Below are 17,640 nucleotides of genomic sequence, written 5' to 3' on the forward strand. Positions count from 1 at the left end.
CTCACCTGATGGGCGGGCCGCAAGTTCAGCACCACGCGGCCCAAAGGGGATTAAGGAACGGATCCGCCACACGCTCGGATCCGCTGATCTTTACATCACAGCTGGTGATATTTGCCTTTGTCATCCCATTGGTAGACCACGTAGTCTGATACTTTCAGGTCACCTTTTTTATCCCAGGCTTTCTTACCCATCACGGTATCCACATCGTGAGACTTCAGCCATTCGCTGGCCTTGGCGCTGTCTTTACCCCCGGTGGCATTAAACGCGGCAGCGATAGCCTGGATCGATGCGTAGGAGTACAGCGTGTAGCCTTCCGGTTCAAACCCGCTGGCGCGGAACTTGGCGATCACCGCTTTCCCCTCTGGGATCTGACGGGGATCGTTACCGAAAGTCATCAGCACTCCCTTGGTGTATTGTGGCCCACCGGCCGCCGTTACCAGCTCCTCGGTAACAATACAGTCACCGGAGAAGAACTTGGCCTGGACGCCCTGCTCACGCATCTGGCGCACCAGCGGACCCGCCTCTGGATGGCAACCGCCGAAGTACACCACGTCTGGATTAACCGAGGCGATCTTGGTCACCAGAGCGTTAAAGTCTTTCTCACCGCGTGACAGCCCTTCGTACATCACTTCCTTCACACCACGTTTGTTCATCTCTGCCCTGGCGGCGTCTGCCAGCCCCTGGCCATAGGTATCCTTATCGTGGATAACGGCAATCTTTTTCGCCTTCAGGGTATCGAGCATGTAGTTGGTGGCAATCACCCCTTGCTGATCGTCGCGGCCACACATGCGGAACATATTATTCATGCCGCGTTCGGTAATTTGCGGGTTAGTGGAACCGGGAGTGATGGCGATAATCCCGGCCTCGTCATACACCTCGGAGGCGGGCATGGTTGAGGACGAGCAGAAGTGCCCGACCACGGCCGCGACGTGATCCTGATCGACCAGCCGGTTGGCGACCGATACCGCCTGCTTGGGTTCGCAAGCATCATCGCCTTGCACCAGCTTGATTTTTTCCCCTTTAATCCCCCCGGCCGCGTTGATATCCGCAGCAGCCTGCGAGGCCCCACGCCAGTATTGATCCCCATAGGTGGCATTGGGGCCAGAGAATGGCCCGGCCACGCCGATCACGATATCGGCATGAGCAGAAAAAGCTGTACTAAAACAACCAATAAGCAGAGCAGCAAGCGGGGTTTTTATCACTCTCAATGACATTTTGCATTCCTCAGCACTGTTTTAGCGAAAGACCGTAGACCCGGCAGATTGCAAATTGCGGCCAATAACGGCGGTAGTTGCAGGATGACGGGTAAATGACGTGGAGCAGTCACTTTATGTGTAGTCGGGGAAAATAATTTGCGCGAGAGCGCAACCGATTTACCCGCGTTTATCCAAGCAAAAATCTAGCCATTGTGACGGCGCATACAAAAATAGAGCCGATTTGCTGGCGCTCTCAGCCGTAAAAATGAGGAGGCTCACTGGTTTTAGCGGGCAACAAGCGTTAGAAAAGAACGAGGAGAATTGCTGGCGCACCTTGCTGGTGCAACTGGAGTGCATTTTGGATGGGCAGAAAACAAAAACGCTCCCTAAGAGAGCGTTTTTGGTACAACACCATGTATTCCCGGAACATCTGAATACGGGGTATGCGCGTTAGGCGCCAGTCACACGCTCGATCAAGGCATTGGTCAGGTCGGTGCTGATGCGGTTACAGGTTTTGGCAATGCGGAATTGATAGGCGGCATCCATGATTTGATGGATTTCGGTGCTGACGTTGTCACGAATACGCATATAAAGCTTGGCCTGCGCCACGATATCGTTCAGTTCCGTGCTGCGGGTTTGATACAGCCGCGGGCTAACCTGTTGCAGAGCGTTCAGCTCTTTCATGCATGGGTACATAATGTCATCGGTACCGACGGAAGCCATCGGTTGAGCTGGCTGCGTAACGGTAGCGCTAGGTGCGACCGGTGCTGGAGCAGGTACACCGGCGGCGGTTGTCGGTTTGGTTTTCGCAGTCTGGCACCCTGCCAGCAACACACACAATGTGGCTATTGCGATTGTTTTTTTCATTGCTAAAAAACTCCGGGAAACAAAGGAACGGCGTGGTTTACCGTGACAAAAATGGCTTGGCGTAGCATAGAGTAATAAAGCAAGCATTGACAAGCGCCGTGCTGGCCTGAATACCCCTCTCAGCATAGATTGCCCGCTAGAGTAACATAGATTAATCTTAAAAAAAATCGGCCAGAACTCACGGAGACAGCATATTATATTGATTAATTTCAATTTTTTTAAGCACTGCCGCGCTAAAAACATGATGAACTAAAAAAACCAATAGCGATCACAAATTGGTGAAAAATAGGCAAATATTTTCGCCTTGTTCAGTGGTCCCCATCCAGATGGTACTAAGTTCTTTCCTGGTTAGTTTATATTCGATGAGCAAGACTTTACTGATATCATTTAATGATTGAACGACTTAACGTTCTGTCATTGCAGGCAAAAGTTGACAATAGCCAGATGGCCTACCGCTAAAGCATCATGAGTTTGGCAGCTTGCCGCACTAGGCAGGGGCATCACTGCAATCAGGACCACTGGCATTCCTTAAGTGCTCATCTTGCAAAGGTGTTGCATACGGCATCCGTTGACTATCAGAGCAAAGTGCCGAAAAACGAGCCAACCTGCTCAATCTGGCAGCAAACGCACTTTTTCCTCACTTTAGTGCTTTGACAAACTCTAAATGCCTCGCTATTATTCGCCCCGTTCACACGATTCCTCTGTAGTTCAGTCGGTAGAACGGCGGACTGTTAATCCGTATGTCACTGGTTCGAGTCCAGTCAGAGGAGCCATATTTATATTTTCATGCCTCTTTGTGAATATTTATACTGATTATATTCAATTAGTTAGTTTGAAAAACTCACAATTATTTTTAATCCCTTCTTCGCGTCAAGAAAGATTGCCAATTTGAACTGGGTTGTTTCAGTTCGATGTTAGAGTGGCCAGCCAACCGTCACTGATCACTTAGGCAAAAACTAAATCCATCCTCAAGTCCGAAAACATCATACTAAAACTCCCACCTACATCGAACTCATGCTATTGCATTTTGACATCTTCATGCTGTGACCTATCTGTGCCTCCCAATCGTATACTTAATAAATCAACAATAATTTACGAGTACCAAATCTGAACCTTTCGCTATAAAAACAGATCTAAATCACATAAACAAAGACAATGCAATTAAATAAATATTTAATAAAATCAATTAAATAATAAAAATATAAGCATTTTTGTGAAATTTTTGTTGAAAAAACGTCCTATTTTAAATTAGTTTTTATATCAGCAGAATCATGGAGGCAAGCGATGGATAGTTTAGATTTGCTGAACACTAAACAGGCGCAGGGCCAACTACGGTCCAACAGGGATAGGTATCTAGCAAGCCTGTTGCGAACAGAGGATTTGGACGCATTTTTTAGCCGTCATCCCACTATGCCAGCAATGCTCCATACCGAGGCAGAGGCTGAATCAATCTCACCTTACCTCAGCCTTGCCTCCTCAATACACGGTTACTCAGCGATTTCAGGTAGCTCTGATGACCCTCATCGCCATTGATTATGACAAGAGTCATCATTTGCCCTTACGCCTGTTTTGATTATTTTTATTCGTACCTGACGCTACCGCTATGAACAGCCATTGAGCCATCACTGTATATCAATGCTAATTGAGGTAACGCTATGAAAAAAACATCAGCTTTAAAAAGCATTCTGCAAAATAAAGAACTTTCTTTCCTGATGGAGGCTCATAATGCCATGAGCGCCAAAATAGCCGAAGAAAGTGGTTTTGAAGCATTGTGGGCTTCAGGGCTATCTATTTCAGCCTCGATGGGCCTTAGCGACAGAAATGAAGCTTCCTGGACTCAGGTGATGGACGTTGTTGATTTTATGGTGGATAACACCGCCATCCCTATTTTATTGGATGGGGATACTGGCTTTGGCAATTTTAATAATGTCCGCCGTTTGGTTAAAAAGCTGTCTCAGCGAGGCGTCGCCGGAGTATGTCTGGAAGATAAGCTATTTCCTAAAATAAACTCCTTTATTGGCGCGGGTCAGGATCTAACTTCAATCAATGAATTTTGCGGCAAAATAAAAGCAGCGAAAGACAGCCAGTTGGACAGTGATTTCTGCGTGATTGCTCGTGTGGAAGCACTCATCAGCGGTTGCCCCATGGCAGAAGCGCTGAAACGCGCCGATGCCTACGCCATTGCAGGTGCCGACGCGATATTAATTCACTCTAGACAATCAGATGGTGCGGAAATCATGGATTTTTGCCACCAGTGGAAAAGTGATTGCCCGATCGTTATCGTACCGACGAAGTATTATAACACTGCTACCGATGCGTTCCGTGCAGCCGGTGTGTCTACAATCATCTGGGCCAATCATAGCCTGCGTGCTTCCATCGCCGCGATGCGCGCTATTACCCGAAATATTCGCCAACATAATAGCGTTGCACAGATTGAACGGGAAATTGCCTCTTTGGATGATGTTTTCAAACTCACCAATGAATACGAGGTACAACTGGCGGAGCAAAAATACCTCCCCCTTTAGTTAGCCGGTTTTTCTATTACTCCGCGAGGAGATGATTAAATGATTAACGTCCGTAATTTTGTCAGTGCATTGATTGAACGAGGGACACACTATTTTACCGGTGTTCCCTGCTCTTATTTATCCTCTCTGATCAATGAAGTTATTGCTCGGGATGAAACTCATTACATAGTGACCTCAAACGAAGGTGAGGCGCTGTCTCTGGCCTCTGGGCTTTGGCTTGCCAATAAAACGGCGGTTGTCCTGTGTCAGAACTCCGGGTTAGGTAATCTGATAAACCCACTGACATCGCTTAACGAGCCGTTCTCGATACCCGTCTTACTGTTAGTGACCTGGCGCGGTCAGCCCGGCACCAAAGATGAACCACAGCATCGGTTGATGGGCGAGATCACGCCTGAGTTGCTGGGCCTGGCTGAGGTCGAGTGGACCGTATTGCCCGACGATGAAACCGCAGCGTTAGCAAGCCTGAGGCATGCCTGCAACTATATCCAGTCGGAACAGCGACCTTATGCATTGCTTCTGACCGGCAATCAATTTTGTGCTGCCCAATCCCCGACGCCTGTAACGCATGCACAGCAACCGATGTCCCCACGTCGTGAGGAAGTACTCTCAACGCTGCTGACTCATGCTAAACCCGATAGTGTGTTCATCGCTACTACCGGCAAAACCAGCCGGGAGCTGTTTACGTTATCTGACCGCCCTGAACATTTTTATTGCGTCGGCTCCATGGGTTTTGCCAGCGCAATTTCTCACGGCATTGCCTTAGGCTGCGCCAATCTGCCGGTCTATGTAATCGACGGGGATGGGGCTGCGTTGATGCATTTGGGTAATTTTGCCGGTATTGGCGCCAGCAAGCCCGACAACCTGATACATATTATTTTGGATAACGGCAGCTATGACTCAACGGGGGGCCAGCCTACCGTGTCCCCTAGTGTAGATTTTGCCGGCATGGCCTATGCGGCAGGCTATGCCGACGCCCAACATTGCAACGATTTGGACAGCCTCGCCCACGCACTGCGCCAAACGGGTATTTCTGGTCCCCGGCTGTTACATGTTCCTATCAGCATCGGTTCGATGTCGCCATTGGGCCGCCCGACGTTATCGCCGTATCACGTCGCACGCCGCCTGCAGTCCCATCTGAAAACGATAGCCGCCGCTTCACCATGCAAAAATATCATGGCCAATAACGTGCAGCCTCCGCAGGAAGGTCGTATTTCTCACTTAATTCCTACCACTGAGAACGGACTCATGAACATTCATGATACTACCCAACCGTACGTCCTAAACGCTGTTCTGACGGGCATGGATATTTATGCCTCAAAAGCCATTTCGCTGAAAGCGAAGGCCGATCCTTCCATTGCCAACCTGAGTTTTGGCGAGCCGTTTTTCGGTCCGCCGGAGCATCTGTTGAAGGCGATAGAACAGCAAGATCTTTCATTATCGGCATTTATGAACGCTTCCAAACGCTACGAAGATCCACGAGGAAGCCTGGCGCTACGTCAGGCTATTGCCGCCTGGTATCGCGATCGTTACGGTCTGCATTTCGATCCTGAACGCGAAATCATGGTGACTCATGGTGGCGTGGAAGCCATCACCCTGGCCCTGCTGGTCACAACATCGGCACAGGATAAAGTCGCCATCAGCGATCCCTCCTATATGCTCTATGCCCGCACGCTGAAGACGTTAGAACGCACCCCGCTGCGAATAGCGCGCCCTGCTGGCAACCATGAATATGTTGAAATGTTGGCGCAGGATGGCGTGCTGGAGGAAGTGAAGGCGATGATTGTCAACTCCCCGGAAAATCCGACCGGCTACATCGCCAGCCCAGAAGATTGGGCAGTAATTGGAGAGCATGCCGCCCGTAGCGGTTGCTGGATCATTCATGACGAAGTTTACGACGCCATGCATTTTGAACGCCCGCACCAACCGGCACGCGCCATCGCCTCTCTGGAGAAAAACTCAATTATTATCAATAGTTTTTCAAAAAAATTCGGTCTACCAGGCCTGCGCATCGGCTGGATGATAGCGCCCCCCCAGGTTATCGAACAGGCGGCCAAAGCGCATGATTACCTGTATCTCGGCGTCAATATCCAATACGAAGGCATTGCACACCGTTTACTTAGTGATGGCGGCAAATTTGCCTGGCTGGAGGAAATGTCCTCCACCCTCGCTCAGCGCTGTCACACAGCGCTAAGCACTCTTACGGAAGATCGTGGCTACCGCTGGCCACGTAAACCGCTCGGTGCCATGTTCCTGTTCCCTGAGGTTAGCGGCGTCTATCAACAGATGCCTGAAAAATATCGCCAACCGGGCCAGCATATCGGCAACGCAGTGGCGAGTTACCTTCTGGAAGAGCGCGACGTAGCCGTTGTCCCTGGCTCAGTTTATGGCCCACAGGGCAATAACCACATCCGACTGGTGCTATGCACGCCGGACGACGTTTTTAAACTTGCTATGAAACGCATGGTGTAACCCTGTATACACCGCGGCCACAGCTGAGTGGCCGTCAAACGGATAAGGAGAAAGTGATGAACATTTCATGTAACCATTTTCAACAGAAAGGCTTTGTCCATCTGGAAAAATCGCTAACCAGCCTCAATCTCAGCCGTATTGAATCTGCACTGACCGAGATCAGCCAACACGCACTATCGACCCAAACCGATAGCGCACCGGGTCTGGTAGTGGTCACTGAAGCGGGTAATGCCGAACAATTGTGTCGTATCGAGTACCTTGCTGGCTGTTCACCTTATTTCGCACAAGAGCTAGTGCCCTGTCTGGCGCAATTGATAGAACAGCATCTCGGCCACCCCGTCAACCTGTTCAAAGATAAATGCAATTTTAAACATCCCGGCGGTGGCGCGTTCACGCCCCATCAGGATATTACTGCCTATCGTCATTTCGCCTCAAATTACCAGGTTACCGCAGCCGTACTGCTTGATGCCGCAGTAGAAGAAAATGGCGCACTGGAAATCGCCACCCATTGGAACCTTACACCAAAAGACGCACCATTGGTGGAGACCCCTCGCGGGCTTTTGCCCCTGTTACCAAGCTATCAGGGAGGGCCGCGTAACGGTGATATCGACGATAGCCTCTGCGCAGACATGCGCTGGCAGAGGATAGATGCCGCTCCCGGCGACATAATCCTATTCGACTCCTATATTCCCCATCGTTCCAGTGAAAACCGTTCGTCTTCAACCCGGCGCATCCTGTTCTTTACTTTCAATCTGGCTAGCGAAGGTGATTTTTACCACAGCTACTACCGTAGTAAATGGGCCACACCGGACAATCCCATCTTTCACGTTTCCACCCCAACTCTGCATAGTAGCCGGCAAACCAATGCCAGCACCGTGCCCAATTCCGTTGAACGGTGACAACGATGCAATCACAACAATTTCGTTTATTCACTCCCGGCCCACTGAATACTTCGCAGCAAGTGCGCGAGGCCGCTGGCAGAGATGTGGGCTCACGCAGCCCGGTCGCTACCCATCTAAGCACCCAGTTGCGTGAAGACATAGTGGATATCGCGGGATGTGACGAGAGTTGGAGCGCAGTGCCGTTATCTGGCAGCGGCACTTTTGCCGTCGAAGCAATGCTTTGTTCTCTGTCTGCGGTAAATGAGCAATTGTTGATTATCGAAAATGGTGTCTACAGTGCACGGATGGTGGAGATCTGCCGTATCCACCATATTCCGCATTCGGTACTGACACTGCCGCCAGATCAAGGTTTTGACCTCGCAAAGGTCGAGCAGACTCTGAAGCAGACACCTTGGGTTACCCACATCGCCGCCGTTCATTTCGAAACAGCGCTTGGCGTGCTCAATGATATTGATGGCCTGACACAGCTCGCCAGCAGGTATGGCTGCCAGTTGCTGATTGACGCCATCAGTACCTTTGGCGTATTGCCGTTGGATTACAGCGCACCATCGCTTTCCGCCGTCGCGCTTTCGGCCAATAAGTGCCTGCATGGACTACCTGGTATCGCCTTCGTGTTGGTGCGAAAACTTTTGCTTGCAACCAACATAACTCCGCGCACGCTCAGTCTCGATCTCCGGGCACAGGCCAAAGCGCTGGATGATGATGGGCAGTGGCGCTTCACACCGCCGCTACAGATTATGCTGGCGCTGAAACAAGCTATTGACGAATACCGTCAACGGGGCGGAAGGCAATCGCGTTACCGTTTGTATTGTCAGCGTATGCTGCACCTGCTCAACGGTATGGCGCGTTTGAATTTCAGCCCAATAATTCAACCACAGTTCAGTGCCCCGTTAATTGTGACGTTGGCGCCAAGTTCGGGAATACGTTGCGAAATTGACAAGCTGAACGACTTTTTATTCCAGCGTGGAATGGTGATTTACCCCACCAAGCACTGGGCGTTAAATTCATTCCGCATTGGGGTTATGGGGGAACTCAGCATCCAGGATATCGACGACTTGCTGGCGGCATTTGCTGAATTTACCCAACAGGCCGCCCCCGTAAACTCATCCCCGCATACCCTTTCGCAAAGGCCAATATTATGAATTATCACCTGTCTTGCTATCAACAATTGGCGGATATTAACGCCCAAGCCTATGCCGACTTATGGGTTAACTGCGGACAGCCAGCCTTTTATCACCCTGACCTGCTGACGGCAGCCGAATGTCACCCCATGCTGCCGATTTTAGCCACTCATTACTTGGCCGCATGGCAAGGAGCACGGCTTGACGCTTTGTTAGTGGTCTATCAACAATCGCAGCCCGACCCCTTTGGTACGCTGGCGAAAAGCACCGGCTTTCATTTTACCGCCCCCATCGGTGGGCTATTGGGGCACATTGCCCATTGCTACGATACACAAATCCTGCATCGGCCGGGTTCAGAGGACGTGGCGCAACGTTTGATGACCGAACTCATTGCGCTAGCCCACCAGCTAGGTATTCCGGGCTGCGGCCTGCTCAACCTCAGCGCAGGACCTTCATTACAAGCTGCAGAGCTGGCGGGTTATCGTTGTCATTTCATGCATGAGCGTTTCTTTATCGATCTGATGCCGTTTGATCGGTTCAATGACTATCTGGCAGCCCTTCCCCGCGGTGGCCGACAGGAAATGAATCGCCAGTTGCGTAAATTTGATCACGATGGCGGCAGCTACCGCGTGCTTTCAGGTCGAGACGCCGACCTTACCGCTGCTGTCAAACTTTGCCACGCCACCAGTTCCCGAAACGGCACGCCACACTATTACCCAATACCGACGTTTCTCCATTTCCTTAAAACTTGCGGCGAGTTGATTACTGTGGTTCAGGTTGAATATGAAGGCCAGTTAGTGGCTGCCGTTATTTGCCTGAACGACCCGCAGTGTCTGCATCTTTGGGCTGGCGGCGTTAACTATCAGCCTGCGAACTTCAGCCCTTACACCGTCATGGTTGCGGCCTGCGTGCAATATGCATTCTCGCAAGGAATCAGCCGGATTGAAGTAGGTAGGACCAATGGCAAAATTAAGGCGCGCTTAGGTTGCCAATCTCTGCCGCTGTACTCAGCCCTATACCCACTGGAGGTGGACTAGCATGCAGATAAACTCTCCCTCCCCGTCTCATGAGAAAACCTCGGTACTATTGGCTCGTGGGCAATTACTGACTTTGCTGTATATCGCACTCACCTCCGCTTCACAGGTATTTTTAAGTCATGTCGGGGGCGGTATACCCATTGAAATCAGCCTGTTCTATATGGCTCTGGCGGCCTGCATAGTCTTTAACCTGTGGGAATTCCGCCGCCTGCGGCGCAATCACAGTGCGCTGTGCCGTCATTGGCGTATGTGGCTGGCACTTTCCGTCGCCTTTGTATTGAACTGGATATTCTCTTATTACAGCGTGACGCACGCTTCAGCCGATTTCTTCATCGGCGTATTTTTCCTTTCTTCAGCACTGTGTAGTTGCCTACGGGAAAGGCGCTGGCTGAAGTCACTGTTCATCCTGATAGTGATCCTGTGTATTCACGCTCTCTCCACCTTCCCGCTGCTGGTGCTTTACACGTCAATGTTAGCGGGTGCCATGATGTACTTCTACTACATCAGTTCACTGCACTTCAGCAAGCAGAGTGAATTGGGTCCTGTCTCCGTCGTCTCTTTGCGCTGTTATCTGCTTCTGGCCTGCAGCGCAGCTTACCTGATCGCACATGAAGAGTTCGCCTCGTTGTGGGTTTCCCCGGAAACCCTAAGCAATCTGTTGATCCTCATTGTCGCCAATATGGTTTTACCTTCTTTTTTGTCGCAAACCTGCCTGCAGTGGGTAGGCGTCACCGTGTTTACCTTTATGAATTCGTTGATACCGGTATTGGCCTTCGTGATGCAATCACTGGTCAGTGGCGAATGGCAAACCGGTATGTTGATCGCCGTAACCCTGGCTACGCTGATGTTGAATTACGATCGTTTGATTCAGCTGATGCGTAACCTTATTGCCGAAGACCCACGATCAATGGGTCAGGATTAAGAGGGATACCATGCCTGCCATCAATGCATATTTGGAACACCTGGATCCTCTTTCGTCAAAGACGATCGCTCAGCGAGCCAAGGCGAACCCTGCAATCCTGAATCTCAGCATGGGGGAGCCCGATTTTGGTCCGCCCGCTGAGTTGGTTGACGTGATCTGTCGAGAGGATCTTAACAAAGAACGGTTTTTGGATGCGGTCAAGCGCTATGAACACTCACGCGGCTCGCTGTCGCTGCGCAGAGCAATAGCGGCGTGGTATTTGCGCCGTTACGCTATCAATATCGATCCAGAAAGCGAAATAATGGTAACTCATGGAGGGATTGAAGCTCTCAATCTTGCGTTGCAAGCGGTGACCAACCCAGGCGATGGCGTCCTGCTGGCGGCACCAGCGTACACCCTTTATCAACGAGCTATTCATTTGTTGAATCGTAAATGCCATCCGTTGCCCCGTCCAGAAGGCGGAAACGAATATGTGGCGGCACTAGCTGCAAATAATCACGACTCAGCGCGTGCGGTACTGATCAACTCCCCAGAAAACCCCACCGGCTATGTTATGAGTGAGGCAGACTGGCAAGCACTCGCCAATGATTGCCAGAAAGATGACCGCTGGGTCATTCATGATGAAGTGTACGACACTCTGGCATTCACCCGCCGTCACCTTAACGCCTGGTGTATTCCGGCCCTACGCGAGCACAGCGTGCTGATTAACAGTTGCTCCAAAAAGTTTGGCATTCCCGGCCTGCGCACAGGCTGGTTGATTGGGCCAGCCAAGGTGATTGAAGCCGCCAGCAAAGTTCACGAGAGCCTATGCCTGGGCGTGAGTATTCTTGGCGAACCTATCGCCGAAAGGCTGCTGAGCACCCCGACGGTAGACGGCTGGATACAACAGCAGCAGGACATTCTTGCCAGCCGTAACCAACTCGCGCTTTCAGTATTAGTCGAGACTCGGGGCTTCCATTGGCCACGCAGACCCATGGGGGGAATGTTCCTGTTCCCTGACGTTTCCGAACTCTATTCGGCCTTACCCGACTACTGGCGTGACTTATCACCTGATGCCGGTAGCGCCGTCGCGGAATACCTTCTGGTGGAACAGCAAATCGCCACGGTACCGGGGATCGTTTACGGCGCTGAAAGTCGGCAATATCTGCGATTAACCAACTGCGCCAACGAGCAGGTTTTCCATCTGGCAATGGCTCGTCTTTCATGATTGGTTCCAGGGGGGAAAGATGCTTAAAAATATTCTTGATCAACAGATTATAGACTTTTACTCCATGCAGAAGGGTGGCGAGCCCGCTGACGCATTTTCCCAGGCACTGTTTAAGATACACCCCGGCGACTGGCGTGCCACCTTCCCACCGGCGGTATTCCCACCCGGCCATCTGACAAACATAGGTACCGACGCTGCGCGGCTTTTGTCCATGGTTTTCAGCCTGCCGGAGCGCCTGTTCGGCGGGGATTATTCGAGCTTTCTTGCTGCGCAATGCCTAACACCGCAACAACGTGAAGACATCCTGACTTTCTGCACGCCACCGCTATTAGAGCGCGCGCGGCTCTTTGCCAGGCCAGACGCGTTGCTGACCCACGAAGGTTTCAAATTGGTTGAAATGAACGTGACCCCTTCACTCGGCGGGCTAGGCATTTGCGACCGTTATGTTACTGCCTTGCGGGAGGATCCTCTCAACCAGCGGTTGCTAGATGCAGGGATTGTGCTCTATGCACCAGATATGGGCCGCCTTTGGGCCGAAGCATTGCACCGCCACCGCACACCACTGGCGGACGATCGCCAGCCGGTATTGTTGGAATTACTGGACGACCCGGACGAGATACCGGAAGACAATTTTGGCTGGCCTGACTTCGGTCACATGGCCCGACGGGGAGGTTTTCGACTGTTGACCGGCAAACCGGCGGACGTCCATTTTACCCCAACAGGTGTCTACGCTTTTGGCGTAAAAATCGACATCGTTTTTACCGACCTGGTATACGCCGAACAACTGCAATACAACATCGACAACGCGTTTATTGCAGAGTTGATCGCAGCGGAAAACCAGGGCCAGATAGACCTGTTCAGCGCACCAGCCAGTTGTGCGGTTTACGACAACAAAGCAAACCTGGCCTTTCTCACCGATCCCGATTATGCCCAACTGTTCACCGGACATGAACGCATGCTGATCGATGCCCACATTCCCTCCACCTTTATTTTAACGCCAGGCAACTTGGCCAGAGCAATACGTGAGCAGGACGATCTGGTATTAAAACCAGGGTTGGGCCTGTGCGGTTACCAGGTGATGTTTGGCAGACAAATGTCGACTCTGCAATGGCGTGCGCAACTGGAACATCAGCTAACAGAAGGCGGCTGCTTTGTCCTGCAGCGGCTTGTTGATGATATATGGACTTATACCCTGCCACATCAACACAACAATCCAAGAATGGTGTGCATTGGCCCAATCATCATTGATGGCTGTTACACCGGTACCTTCTCTCGTGATGAGGCTTATCACGGTGAAGCGGTCGTGGTTAACCATGCACAAGGCGCAAGCTGGTCAACCGGTCTGGAGCGCGCTGATTAACATCCAGCCTGCCACCCGGAGGCTGACTGACACAAGGAGATTTAAAATGCGTCTTGCATGTTTAATGGCGGGTTCAAGCAGCAGGCTACTGCCACTGACCACATCACGGCATAAAGCCTGTCTGATGCTGGGGAAACGGCGAATTGTGGATTATCAACTCGAATCCTTTAAGCGCGCTGGTATAGGACATAAAACGTTTATTCTGGGGCACGGTGCCACAGAAGTCGCACAGATCCTGTTTGAATCATTGCGTAGCAGCCATTTTATTGTTTCACACAACCCACAGTTCAAATCCCGTAATCTGGACTGGAGCGCCTGGCTAGCCCTCAGTCAGCAACCCGGACCGGTGATTTACTATGAAGGCGACTTACTTATCCCACCGTCGCTACTGCAGCAAATAAAAGACAATTCAGCCGAAATTTGCATTGCGCTGGACTCCGATAGCAAAAATCCCAGTATCGATACGCTGGTTATTGCGCCAAATGGCAAAGTTGAACATCTGTTGTTTATTGAGCACGGAACAGCAAAAAACCAACCAGGCGATGGTGCTATCGGTGAATTTATCTGCTGCGTAAAATTAGGCGAGGCGGCACGGCAGTTTATCGTCGATGCGCTGAGTGTCCTGACGTTTGAGGGGGAAATGCAGCTTTATAACATTTTCGAACGAGCATTCTCGCGTTTTCCCACAGCCTACGTTGACGCTGCTGGCCGCCCCTGGATCGAAGTGGACAATCCAAACGACCTACAACGTGCTGCCCGCCTGGCCGAGGAGATATTAACCTCATGAGCGACTCTAACGCATTAAATCAGGTGAAAGCAGCACGGCTGAACAGCACGTTGTCCAACATCGGCGTTTACGCGTCTAAAGCTATCTCGCAGGCCGCGCGTGACAATCCGGATATCATTAATATGAGTATCGGCGAACCGGCATTTGGCCCGCCAGCCCATTTGCTGGCAGAGATTGCCCAGATCGATTTGACCCAGGAAGCATTTCTTTCTTCAGCGAAACGTTATGAGCACTCGTTGGGATCCCTGGCACTACGTCAAGCAATTGCTGATTGGTACCTGCGCCGTTATAACCTCAAGGTTAATCCTACAACCGAAGTTTTAATCACTCATGGTGGCGTTGAAGCCGTCGCACTGGCGATTCTGTGCTGCTCGGATCCCGGTGATACGCTGGCGATCACCGATCCCTCTTATATGTTATATGAACGCACTCTGCTAGCTCTCGGGCGTCAACCTCGGCGTTTTTCGCGCCCGGTTGGCAATGCAGAATTCACCAGTTTGATTGACAGCGACCCCGTATTCCGACACCAACTCGGCGGGGCAAAAGCGGTGATTGTCAATTCCCCGGAAAATCCATCGGGATATGTGCTGTCGGCTGATGAGTGGCGAGGGCTAATGCAATGCGCAGAACGCTGCGGTGCCTGGCTTATTCACGATGAGGTCTATGACAGTATGACGTTTGAGCGTCCGCATTATCCTGCACGCAGCTTTGATCCACAGGCGAGCAGGACGGTTCTGGCCAACAGCTTTTCCAAAAAATTCGGCATTCCCGGCCTGCGCATCGGTTGGTTGGTCGGAAGCGCCGAATTTATCGCCACGGCCAGCAAAATACACGACTATCTGGTGCTTGGCGTTAACCGCCAATATGAACAGATTGCCCTGCGCATACTTCAGGATGCGCAGGCTGACGATTGGCTGGCGGACAGGAAGAAAATGCTTCACTCACGCATACGCCAGGCAAAGCAGCAGTTAACACCGTCACAGGGGTTCAATTGGCCACGTTCACCAATGGGGGGAATGTTCTTGTTTCCCTGCGTTCGAGGGTTGTACCAGCGTTTACCGCTGGCGCAGCAGCAACGTTTTGCCACCGTGGGCGAGAGCGTCGCAGATTACTTATTGCGGGTTGCGCAAGTTGCTACGGTCCCCGGCATTATTTACGGGCAAAGCTGCGCCGACCATATCAGGGCCGTTCTGTGTTGTGATGAACCGACGTTCCACACCGCGCTTAAGCGATTAGCCCACGGCCACCACTCCACATTAACTCATAAGTTGGAATTGCCATGATGTCCACACCACACCATTGGCTGATGCCCGGTAAATATCTGGATGGCGCGAATCTGGTAACCGCTATCAATGTGTTGGCAGGGATCGTAGCGTTGATGCTGATTTTCATCCAGCGTTCGGGATGGGCAATCCTGTTGGTGTTTATCGCGATTTTGCTCGATCACCTTGATGGCTATCTGGCTCGTCGTTTTTATGCTCATCAGCAGGAGAAACGAGCATTTGGCAAACAGTTCGATACGTTGGCCGATATGCTGAATTTCAACGTGGTCAGCGCAATATTGCTGTTTCAGCAATTTGCCAATACCCCCCTGTTGGCTGGCGTTATTTCGGCATCCATAGTTCTGTTTGGCTGCGTACGCCTGTCGCACTTTACTCTGCAGGCAGGATTGGGGGATGAGAGTGCTTATGGTCTGCAAACACCTTATGCCGCTTTTATTATCACCAATATGCTATTGCTGCATACGGCCGGTTATTTACCCGGCGGTCTGGTGCTGCTCATTGCAGCCATTATTTCTATTTTGCAAATCGCCTGCGTTCCTATTCGCATGCCCAGCACGACTTTCTGCATCACAGCGCTAAGCGTGCTGTTCTTTATCAATCTGATGATCTGCGGTTTGCCAAATTAGCCCCTGTTTTTTATTCCAAGGAGAAATGCTTATGGCTCACGTTATCTTTATCGACAGCACGCCGACCGGTCTGAACGCCTTTCGCAGCGCTAAGCGCCTCGGCCATCAGGTCACCTTTATTCATCCCACCAAGTCTTCCAGCTTCGTCAGTATCATGTCGAAAGACCCAGCAAAACTGGCTAATCAGTTAGGGGATGTCGATCGTTATATCGAAGTAGATACCTTGGAAAACGAGCATCTTTTCCCCGTGATTGAACGCTTGGTGAAAGAGACCCCATTCGACACGGTGATCAGTTCGGCGGAGACAGGCATCATGGCGGCCGCCTGTGCGGCTGAAAAATGGGGAACGCGCTATCCTAGCCCACAAGGTCTGGGCAACGCGATATTCAAGGATCGCTTGCGTACCATTTTAAAGAACAACGGTATCCGTTCGCCAGATTTTGAGGTGTTAAATGAAGATGAACTGTTACAAGGGCCAAAAAAAATCAAGTTGCCGTTTGTAGTAAAACCCATCCGTGGCTTTGCCAAACAATTTTCCGCTATTTGCCGCACGCAGGGTGATTTCGATCATTATGTCGCTACCCTAAAGACTGACCGAACCAACAGCGCCCTGATTGACAGCGTAGTGTCCCATGAATATATCATCGAAGAATACGTCACCGGCACCCTGCACTCCGCGGAGGTGATCGTGCGTGAAGGCAAGGTCATGTTTTACGCCACCACCACTCGTTACCGTGCACATTATTACGACCTGTTGGAACTGGCGGCGGTAATGCCTTCCGGCTTGCCGAAACAAACGCGTGAAGAGATGAAGGTTTATCTACAGGCCGTATTTTCAGCCCTGAACATTCAGATTGGTTTGTATCACGTTGAGTTACTGTTAACCGACAATGGCCCGGTCCTGGTGGAAATCAATGCCCGAATGATGGGTAGCGTGTCGCCAATCATGTATCAGATCCAGACAGGCCACGACCCTTTCGAATATTTGATCCGTCTGCATCTGGGGGAACCGCTCAAAGTAAACGACGATGATTTTACCCATGCGGGGATTACTCTTGCTGTAGCGGCCAGACATGGCGGCACCATCTCCTCCGCCTTCCGACCAGAACAGCTCAATACACTACTGGCTCGCTACGAGATACCGCACAATACGTTGAATATCTCTGCTGGCAAAGAGATTGGGCGCTACGAAGGCAACTTTAGCATTATGGGGCATGTGATTATTCTTGCTGAAACCCCGCTGGCAGTCGCTAAAAAAGGGCATGATTTCCTAAACGAAATAGATGCGTTGATTGGATTGGAAACAGCAAAATACTTTGCATAAGGCCTACTGCATCA

Annotated in this window: 14 protein-coding genes and 1 tRNA gene; 13 read left to right on the plus strand and 2 right to left on the minus strand. The window is 51.1% G+C overall.

Annotation, left to right across the window (positions count from 1 at the left end; translation table 11 throughout):
- Positions 1-95 precede the first annotated feature (95 nt).
- A complete protein-coding gene (locus tag ACRDCA_RS00935) occupies positions 96-1,214 on the minus strand; it encodes a branched-chain amino acid ABC transporter substrate-binding protein (protein WP_438687897.1) in 1,119 nt (372 codons plus the stop codon).
- Positions 1,215-1,646: 432 nt separating this feature from the next.
- Entirely contained in the window at positions 1,647-2,063 is a 417-nt protein-coding gene (locus tag ACRDCA_RS00940; protein WP_438687898.1) for a hypothetical protein, read from the minus strand.
- A gap of 697 nt (positions 2,064-2,760) precedes the next feature.
- On the opposite strand from ACRDCA_RS00940, the gene ACRDCA_RS00945 reads away from it, so the two are divergent.
- From ACRDCA_RS00945 to ACRDCA_RS01005, 13 genes are all read left to right on the plus strand, one after another.
- Positions 2,761-2,836: transfer RNA gene (locus ACRDCA_RS00945), tRNA-Asn, on the plus strand.
- A gap of 882 nt (positions 2,837-3,718) precedes the next feature.
- Positions 3,719-4,588 (plus strand): phosphoenolpyruvate mutase, encoded by an 870-nt coding sequence (aepX, locus tag ACRDCA_RS00950; RefSeq protein ID WP_438687899.1) that lies wholly within the window; start codon positions 3,719-3,721, stop codon positions 4,586-4,588.
- Positions 4,589-4,627: 39 nt separating this feature from the next.
- Positions 4,628-7,057 carry a phosphonopyruvate decarboxylase gene (aepY, locus tag ACRDCA_RS00955; RefSeq protein WP_438687900.1) on the plus strand — a complete coding sequence of 810 codons (2,430 nt, stop codon included), beginning with the start codon at positions 4,628-4,630 and terminating at the stop codon, positions 7,055-7,057.
- A gap of 56 nt (positions 7,058-7,113) precedes the next feature.
- Positions 7,114-7,956: a phytanoyl-CoA dioxygenase family protein gene (locus ACRDCA_RS00960; RefSeq protein WP_438687901.1), complete on the plus strand. Its 843-nt coding sequence runs from the start codon at positions 7,114-7,116 to the stop codon at positions 7,954-7,956.
- Positions 7,957-7,961: 5 nt separating this feature from the next.
- Entirely contained in the window at positions 7,962-9,101 is a 1,140-nt protein-coding gene (locus ACRDCA_RS00965) for a 2-aminoethylphosphonate--pyruvate transaminase (RefSeq protein WP_438687902.1), read from the plus strand.
- Positions 9,098-10,117 (plus strand): GNAT family N-acetyltransferase, encoded by a 1,020-nt coding sequence (locus ACRDCA_RS00970; protein ID WP_438687903.1) that lies wholly within the window; start codon positions 9,098-9,100, stop codon positions 10,115-10,117. Before ACRDCA_RS00965 ends, ACRDCA_RS00970 begins: the two co-directional genes overlap by 4 nt.
- A gap of 1 nt (position 10,118) precedes the next feature.
- A complete protein-coding gene (locus ACRDCA_RS00975; RefSeq protein ID WP_438687904.1) occupies positions 10,119-11,039 on the plus strand; it encodes a hypothetical protein in 921 nt (306 codons plus the stop codon).
- Positions 11,040-11,049: 10 nt separating this feature from the next.
- The gene (locus tag ACRDCA_RS00980; RefSeq protein WP_438687905.1) at positions 11,050-12,246 is read left to right on the plus strand and encodes a pyridoxal phosphate-dependent aminotransferase; all 1,197 of its coding nucleotides are present in this window, start codon (positions 11,050-11,052) and stop codon (positions 12,244-12,246) included.
- A 19-nt stretch (positions 12,247-12,265) separates the two neighbouring features.
- Complete coding sequence (locus ACRDCA_RS00985; protein WP_438687906.1) at positions 12,266-13,606, plus strand: hypothetical protein; 1,341 nt, start codon at positions 12,266-12,268, stop codon at positions 13,604-13,606.
- Positions 13,560-14,393: a sugar phosphate nucleotidyltransferase gene (locus ACRDCA_RS00990; protein ID WP_438687907.1), complete on the plus strand. Its 834-nt coding sequence runs from the start codon at positions 13,560-13,562 to the stop codon at positions 14,391-14,393. Before ACRDCA_RS00985 ends, ACRDCA_RS00990 begins: the two co-directional genes overlap by 47 nt.
- A complete protein-coding gene (locus ACRDCA_RS00995; RefSeq protein WP_438687908.1) occupies positions 14,390-15,676 on the plus strand; it encodes a pyridoxal phosphate-dependent aminotransferase in 1,287 nt (428 codons plus the stop codon). The genes ACRDCA_RS00990 and ACRDCA_RS00995 overlap by 4 nt, the downstream gene beginning before the upstream one ends.
- Complete coding sequence (locus ACRDCA_RS01000) at positions 15,673-16,302, plus strand: CDP-alcohol phosphatidyltransferase family protein (protein ID WP_438687909.1); 630 nt, start codon at positions 15,673-15,675, stop codon at positions 16,300-16,302. Before ACRDCA_RS00995 ends, ACRDCA_RS01000 begins: the two co-directional genes overlap by 4 nt.
- A gap of 31 nt (positions 16,303-16,333) precedes the next feature.
- Positions 16,334-17,626, plus strand: a complete 1,293-nt coding sequence (locus tag ACRDCA_RS01005; protein WP_438687910.1) for an ATP-grasp domain-containing protein — start codon at positions 16,334-16,336, stop codon at positions 17,624-17,626.
- The last annotated feature ends 14 nt before the right edge of the window (positions 17,627-17,640 follow it).

The sequence above is a fragment of the Serratia sp. (in: enterobacteria) genome, from assembly GCF_051654945.1.
Lineage (GTDB): Bacteria > Pseudomonadota > Gammaproteobacteria > Enterobacterales > Enterobacteriaceae > Chania.

Excerpts from the sequence above, each read along its gene's own strand:
- ACRDCA_RS00935 (WP_438687897.1), bottom strand. The coding sequence starts at position 1,214 with ATGTCATTGAGAGTGATAAAAACCCCGCTTGCTGCTCTGCTTATTGGT.
- ACRDCA_RS00940 (WP_438687898.1), bottom strand. The coding sequence starts at position 2,063 with ATGAAAAAAACAATCGCAATAGCCACATTGTGTGTGTTGCTGGCAGGG.
- aepX (WP_438687899.1), top strand. The coding sequence starts at position 3,719 with ATGAAAAAAACATCAGCTTTAAAAAGCATTCTGCAAAATAAAGAACTT.
- aepY (WP_438687900.1), top strand. The coding sequence starts at position 4,628 with ATGATTAACGTCCGTAATTTTGTCAGTGCATTGATTGAACGAGGGACA.
- ACRDCA_RS00960 (WP_438687901.1), top strand. The coding sequence starts at position 7,114 with ATGAACATTTCATGTAACCATTTTCAACAGAAAGGCTTTGTCCATCTG.
- ACRDCA_RS00965 (WP_438687902.1), top strand. The coding sequence starts at position 7,962 with ATGCAATCACAACAATTTCGTTTATTCACTCCCGGCCCACTGAATACT.
- ACRDCA_RS00970 (WP_438687903.1), top strand. The coding sequence starts at position 9,098 with ATGAATTATCACCTGTCTTGCTATCAACAATTGGCGGATATTAACGCC.
- ACRDCA_RS00975 (WP_438687904.1), top strand. The coding sequence starts at position 10,119 with ATGCAGATAAACTCTCCCTCCCCGTCTCATGAGAAAACCTCGGTACTA.
- ACRDCA_RS00980 (WP_438687905.1), top strand. The coding sequence starts at position 11,050 with ATGCCTGCCATCAATGCATATTTGGAACACCTGGATCCTCTTTCGTCA.
- ACRDCA_RS00985 (WP_438687906.1), top strand. The coding sequence starts at position 12,266 with ATGCTTAAAAATATTCTTGATCAACAGATTATAGACTTTTACTCCATG.
- ACRDCA_RS00990 (WP_438687907.1), top strand. The coding sequence starts at position 13,560 with ATGCACAAGGCGCAAGCTGGTCAACCGGTCTGGAGCGCGCTGATTAAC.
- ACRDCA_RS00995 (WP_438687908.1), top strand. The coding sequence starts at position 14,390 with ATGAGCGACTCTAACGCATTAAATCAGGTGAAAGCAGCACGGCTGAAC.
- ACRDCA_RS01000 (WP_438687909.1), top strand. The coding sequence starts at position 15,673 with ATGATGTCCACACCACACCATTGGCTGATGCCCGGTAAATATCTGGAT.
- ACRDCA_RS01005 (WP_438687910.1), top strand. The coding sequence starts at position 16,334 with ATGGCTCACGTTATCTTTATCGACAGCACGCCGACCGGTCTGAACGCC.